The organism is Shewanella sp. 10N.286.52.A9, assembly GCF_041468985.1.
GTDB lineage: Bacteria > Pseudomonadota > Gammaproteobacteria > Enterobacterales > Shewanellaceae > Shewanella > Shewanella japonica.
The window spans coordinates 237143-243761 of sequence record NZ_JBFRJQ010000007.1; the positions used below are offsets into that span (position 1 = coordinate 237143).

At 38.5% G+C, this 6619-nt stretch carries 4 protein-coding genes; all 4 read left to right on the forward strand.

Annotation, left to right across the window (positions count from 1 at the left end; genetic code table 11):
• Positions 1-83 precede the first annotated feature (83 nt).
• Genes AB4128_RS07145 through AB4128_RS07160 form a run of 4 tightly spaced genes read left to right on the forward strand, consistent with a single transcriptional unit; the run spans position 84 to position 6438 of the window.
• The gene (locus tag AB4128_RS07145) at positions 84-581 is read left to right on the forward strand and encodes a hypothetical protein (RefSeq protein WP_372037326.1); all 498 of its coding nucleotides are present in this window, start codon (positions 84-86) and stop codon (positions 579-581) included.
• Complete coding sequence (locus AB4128_RS07150; RefSeq protein ID WP_372037327.1) at positions 574-2169, forward strand: hypothetical protein; 1596 nt, start codon at positions 574-576, stop codon at positions 2167-2169. Before AB4128_RS07145 ends, AB4128_RS07150 begins: the two co-directional genes overlap by 8 nt.
• A complete protein-coding gene (locus AB4128_RS07155; protein WP_372037328.1) occupies positions 2162-5110 on the forward strand; it encodes a hypothetical protein in 2949 nt (982 codons plus the stop codon). The genes AB4128_RS07150 and AB4128_RS07155 overlap by 8 nt, the downstream gene beginning before the upstream one ends.
• Before the next feature lie 11 nt (positions 5111-5121).
• Positions 5122-6438, forward strand: a complete 1317-nt coding sequence (locus tag AB4128_RS07160; protein ID WP_372037329.1) for a hypothetical protein — start codon at positions 5122-5124, stop codon at positions 6436-6438.
• The last annotated feature ends 181 nt before the right edge of the window (positions 6439-6619 follow it).

Consider the following 6619-nt stretch of genomic DNA (forward strand, 5'->3'; position numbering starts at 1 on the left):
TACAAATAAACAGTAGTACAAATTAATGACTAAATACATGCATCTATAAATAGGGAAATGGGATGATTTAGGAAAATATCGTTATGCCAAAGACAAAAAAATTGCCGCTAAACTCACTTGAATGGCACCAGCATCCAAAGCTCACAACTTTGTTATCTGGCGATTGCCATCAGCTATCGACGCTTCCCGACCTTCGGTTTATTAACTTTGCACAACTTCAGAGTATTCTTGATTCCTGTCCAATCCCTGTAGTCAAAAGAGCAAAAGTTGATGCTTATTACTTATTGGCTCCAATGCCCATCTTAAAACAGCTACTTGGTCATCCTGATTCCCATAAACTAACAGCATCATTAAATATTTATAGCGAACCCGAACCGACATTATCCACCCTAGCCTTAATTAAACCCGCATTGTTTTACCAAAAATATAAACGACTTCCTGAGATATTGCATAGCCGACTTGATAAAGCAAAATCAATGAACTTAGTCACTCCAAATAAAAATCAAATAAGTCAGCTAGCCCAAATATCTCCTTCTGCTTTTCGTAAAATAACCCACTCACAAGGGGGCAGCCATGGGTAAGTCGAGTTCTATCGCCAAAAAAAATCGCCAACGAAACGCCGGTGGAGTGATGCCCGACCCCATCAAAATTGCAACGGCGCTCATAAAGCTTTTTAGCTCGTTGAACAATAGAAACTATAAAAAAGTGAACAAAGAAAAGTTTCTCGTCGTTATTATCTATTTATGGCTCACTCAACGGCTAACAAAAGATAAGACCAACGATAAAAATGCTAAACCCGCCGATTTTTTTATCCCTGACTGTATTCGTGTAACAGGCAGTGAAGAGTGCCAAGAACATGCTTTTAGAACGGTCAAAGACGGTAGTCACTCTTGGGCTGAATATGCTCAACCCTACCCCACAAAACAAGGTGAAGTATTTCTCTGGCAACCAATACCTAAAGGGTTAAATGCATTGTTTAGACCGTTTATTTCAAAACAACGATATAACACGCCTTGGCTATCAAGAAGTGAGAAAAATTTAATTATTGAGATACTGACTAAAAAATGGAGAAAATCAACATCTGTCATAGGATTTCCTAGCGCAAGAAAAGACAAATTATTCAATTACTTCACAAATTGCATTCAGGTTGATAATGAGCTTTCAAGCATGAGTAAATATGTCTTGCTACGAGAGCACAAATTGCACCACCGAAACGCCAAAGCGTATCAATCAGAAGACAGTGATCGGATCCGCTATCGAATATATCAGGCGCACGAACGTTATCTAGAGCATATTTTTACTCAAGTGAGGTTGTTCAATTGGGAAGCGATGCTTTCAATTAAGTCCTCAAATAAAGAACAAAAATCAGAACTCTACTTAATCAATAAACACCGAGGGCAATCATTGCCAGATGAACTCATCGAAGAAGGCAGAATTGCCCAACTGCGTAAAATACAATACCAAGGAGGGACTGAGGAAAGAGCTGATATTCCGATCCAAATAGGCAGTTCAAAAGTACTACAAGAGAATGAAGTGACTCATTTTTTTGCTTCATTACATGATGAAATTATTAGCTCTAAGCCTGTTGGTAAAGTTGAATTAAGTCAGCATATTGAGTATTACAACTTATGTACTTACCACCTTGCTTTACTGTTTGTATTTCTCACTGGTGTTCGTCCAACTCATGAGATTTCAATTGAAAAGGAACGTTGTTACAGATTAAGTACCTGTGCCGTCAGTGATAAAGGGCGACTGAGGCAAATCATTTTATGTGATTACTTTAGCCTACAGCTCAGACACTACCTCAGTTTACAACGATCATTAAGCACTCACCTTTCCAGCTCATTTAACAGTCCTTATCTATGGTATTTATGTGATCCTAGTGAACAAGCTTGCCCATTAACGGCTAAAAAGTTAAAGCTATTTATGCATGACAGATTAAAAAATAAAACCCCCTACATGCTGAGGCACACTTTTGCTCAATGCGCACTAACCAGTGTTTATCCTATCAGGCTAACAACCAGTCAGATTGATCGATTAATGGGGCATTCAGAATATGGTGAGCACTTTGGAAGTGATCATCTTTTTCCTGCAAACTTAACCACGATAAAGCAGCATTTAAACAGTTTGGCTAGTCGCTTTGACATCAAAGAGGTTTGCTATGTCTAATCGGTTTAATGGCTTAATACCTGCCGACATTATTCGCTTTTATCAACGTGGGGGTGGCACTTGCGCAGAAGAGGATGAACTTTTATGGGTTATTGATCATTGGCCTGATAGCATGATGCCTGCAAGTGAACAATCTGCATACCAACGCGAAGTCACTTCTGATGAAATAAATGCCTTAAGAAAAATCATCAAGACAATCCCTACAGGGAGACAAAAAAAACTTAGAAATGCACTCAATGATCTACTCTGCTATTTAAGCGATGCACTTCACTGGCAAGTACCACCTGAAGTCGTTAATCAGTTAAAAGATAAAGATTTACAGTGGTTTGATCAGCTCAACCAATTTGCCCATCAAGCAGGTATGCTTCAAGATGGATACGAAGCGATTCGTACTCAATATATTAAAGTACGCTCAGCTGTAAGTACTGAATTTGCCGCTTTAGTTATTGGTTTAGAGGTCGCCCCGCTTTCAATTGAGTATCTAGCACATGTTCTCAATGAACCTAGCAGTATCAAACAAGAAGGCACTTCGCTTTACCTTGATATCACTCACTTAGCAAAAAAAAGTAAACTACAGCAAAAGCAGCATTTCACCCGCTATCATTTACCTTTGTTTGTATACCGTGTTTTACAGGACTATTACGCAACAACCTTTGCCAATGATAAGCACTCAACTTTAGACCATAAGAACAAAAAAGTAACTGCTAGCCAATTGGTGCGTAAACTTAATCTATATACACCAGTAACGCCTTTTTCGTTACCAGAGCTAAATGCTCAAAAATGGCACCTGCGCCTTCAATCGGTTTGGCTATATAGAGACAATATCGTACCGAGTTTTTTAAAAGACATTCGTGATCCAGAAAGGCATGTTGCGTTTAATAAACCAATCATCAAAACAAAAGAAAAGCATCTTGCCTTAACAGCCATTTATCAAAAGGATTGGAATGAAAATTGGTTTGAAGGGCTCAGCTCAAAAGCCAAAGTTAATCGATGGCCACATAAAACATTACGAAAAACATCGTTAAACAGTTCACAAAAGCCAGCACCAGTCCCAGAGTGGAACCCTCATAACATATTGCCAGCAATGCTTTTTCATTATAAAGCTGATTTAATCAAGTATGGCGGTGTCATTAAAGAAACGTTGTCTGATGACACGATTAATGCATACACCAATATTGAACAAGTTTTTGAAGATAACCCTCTACCTTACGAAAAGACACTTGATAGTGACGCATTGCACTTATGGGCGCACACAGTTTATGACAGCTTAAGCATTCAGGGACATCAAAAATATGTTCACTACCTTTTTCGCTTTATGAGCCACCATGCTTTAACCGAAAATTTAGATATGTCAGAGTTTGACCCACCAACATCCACACCCAGTGTTGACCCTAATTACCTCACATTAGCGGAATTAGACGAAGTCATTAACGCCTTGCTCACGCAAGACACTGGAGAAATGATGCAACGACTGTTCTGCGCAGTAGCCTGCATCATTGGCTACTTTGCAATGTTACGCCGAGGGGAAGTATTACGCCTTAGGATTCAAGATATCTTCTGTTACAGCACAGACAAACAGCAGTTTCATTTTGATATCAGAGAAACCACTGAAGGCAGTACAAAAAATAAAAGTGCCAGAATGGTACATGTCGTGATCCCCGAAGAATACGCTTGCTTAGTCAGGATGGTTATCGACATCAAGCAATCGGCCTCCGTAAATGAACCATTAATTGGGTTTGCAGATGAAAAAATGCATTCTAGGCAGTTACACTATCTACTCCCTATTACCAGAGCAATTAAGGCTGTTGCTGGTGAGGATGTCAGATTTCATCACCTTCGCCACAGTGGCATTTACCTTTTTATGCAACAGGCACTGCATCTCGCTTATGAAATATCACCTAATGAAACCACCGATGAAAGCTATTTATCTCGTTTACTCAGTCCAAGCGCCATAGCAAAGCGATTTCATTATTGGGTAAAAACCAAGCATTTCTCACAATATAATGACAATTTATTACTAAGTGAAATTTGTCAGCAAATTGGGCATAAATACTACTCCACAACCCGTTGGTCTTACCTTCATGGTATTGATTGGCTATACCCTTTTTACCGCTATGGCTTTGGCGAGCGACAACAACGTGAATTTAACCACAATGAGTTAAAGTACTTGCTAAGACTTAGTCCTACATCAAATGACCTATCACGACAACTCAGTCTAATTAATACTGATTATCGGGATAAAATGCCTAGTCAGAAGCAACAAGACGCTATTCTATTGACTGAGGTAACGCTCAAAAATTGGTTATTTAAAACATCGCAAAAATCAACGTTAAGCATACCTGCAGTTCAAGATTTGCCACCCTCTGACTTCGATGGCATTGCAAGCACTGACCTAGCATCGCTATGGCAAGTAAGCTGTGATACTAGCTCATCAGGCCATTTTCTAAATAACTTGTTAGAGCAAGTACGCTTAGGAGAATTAAATTGGAAAACGTTCAGTCTAATTTGGCAACGTTCAGGAAAGCACACCTATCAACCATTAACTAAAAAGCAAAAAACAGCATTGTCACTCCTTCCTACTTTTGTTCTCGATAGCAATAATCTAGCTGAGTTTCCTTTGCACATGACCTTGGCATGTAACAGTAAGAATGCTCAACTGATCACTCGCGTTTTTAGGACACATCAATGGCACTGGTTATCACTTGATTTTGAATTAGTCTGCAATCGAAAGACCAACATTCAAAGACAAGAAACGCTGCTTAAAGAACAATTTATGATTAAAGGCGACACCTATCGCTGCATTAAACAATCAACTGGAAATAGTCATTTAATCATTACTGTTAAGCTGAAGTTAAAGACAAAAAGTAAGGCACGCTGCCAGCACCGAGAAATTTATCAGCATTTATATCAGTTTTTAACACACTTAAAATTAGTTCAGTAGAAGAGGTATTTATGAATGAGCTTGTCATCCCATCTACGCTATTTCGCTCTTTTGAAGCGATTAGTAAGCAGCTACAAAGCAAAAAAACGGATTACTGCGTCAGTGTTTTCATTTCCCCCGAAAATGCTACGGTAAGCTGGGTTGGCGGTAGTGCACCCAATTATTCATTTATAGTTCAACAGTTAGAAAAAGGGCATGGGCTTAAACAGGCTGAATTTTGCATTCCAGGTGACTTTTTTAAACACTCACTAAAGTCAGTAATTGCGTTCAATAGAAAACACCGTGCCCCCCAATTTTTGCCACTCATATTTGAATTGGAATACAAGAATGGGAAGTACATAAAGGCCACTCATGTTGAAGTGCCCGATATAGCGATGCAGCCACTCAACCCCATCTATCCATCTTGTCGTAAATTTCACCTGTTAGCAGCTTGTATCAAGCATATTGATTATATTAAAACGCTGCCAAAACGTGCGGTTGTGGAGTTTTCAATTGCTGATTTAGATAAGCTAGATATGAATGTAACCAGATTAGGCAACTTTGAATATTTACAACTAGAACCCAACTCACATAACCTACGCTTTCAGCGTGGAGGAAACATTGGAATAGAAACTGTATTAAGTAAGATGTCTTTGCCTGCGACCTTAACCATCAATAATGAAACCTACCAGCAATTGCGGCAAATTTGCCAAGAAACACAAGCGGCAACAGTGAAAATTGCACAAGAAGGTGAATTAATTACCATCTATAGCCCTGAAAAAACGGTGACGCGCTCAATTGCAGGTCTCACTGCATTTATAGAAACACAACAAAACCACTCAACGATTGAAGTCACCCTCATAGCAGATATTCAATCCTTTAAAAATGAAATCGAATCTCACGCAGATTATAAGGATGCAAAAAAAGCCGACCAATGTTACTTCTTAATCGATGATAGCAAAATATACATGTCCTCGACGTTGAGTGATGACGGCTTATCAAAAGCTGTTTATGCTAAATCGATAAAATCCGAGCAAACCCGTTTGTACCGTTTTCACCCCAAAGAACTAATCAAAACTCACATAAATGATCTCACTAGCATGGACCAAGTGAAAATTTGTATCGTCATCAATAAAAATCATGAACGCTTTTTTGAGTTTTATAGCAGCACAAAAGAAGGAATCCTACCCTATGTACAAATTCCTATAGAAGCCATTGATTTAAAAGAAAGCGATATCAATAAAATCAAGAATGGTTGTGTCACAAAGACGGTCCAGGAAACACTTGAAACAATACAGCAAGAACATGGATTAGCTCAGAATGAACAATTTGAGTTAATTGGTTTTTAGTCATGACGTCATAAAAAAATATCAGACAACAAAGTACTGGACAATAAAGCACTGGACAAATAAACAGTATACATTATAGTAATAGGTGTATTTTTAATCAATGGCATTTTAGATAAGTGCTATTGGGAGAAAATACGAAATGAAAGATAGGAAGGTAAAAATAAGAAGTAAGAGTAGAAGT

Excerpts from the sequence above, each read along its gene's own strand:
- AB4128_RS07145 (WP_372037326.1), top strand. The coding sequence starts at position 84 with ATGCCAAAGACAAAAAAATTGCCGCTAAACTCACTTGAATGGCACCAG.
- AB4128_RS07150 (WP_372037327.1), top strand. The coding sequence starts at position 574 with ATGGGTAAGTCGAGTTCTATCGCCAAAAAAAATCGCCAACGAAACGCC.
- AB4128_RS07155 (WP_372037328.1), top strand. The coding sequence starts at position 2,162 with ATGTCTAATCGGTTTAATGGCTTAATACCTGCCGACATTATTCGCTTT.
- AB4128_RS07160 (WP_372037329.1), top strand. The coding sequence starts at position 5,122 with ATGAATGAGCTTGTCATCCCATCTACGCTATTTCGCTCTTTTGAAGCG.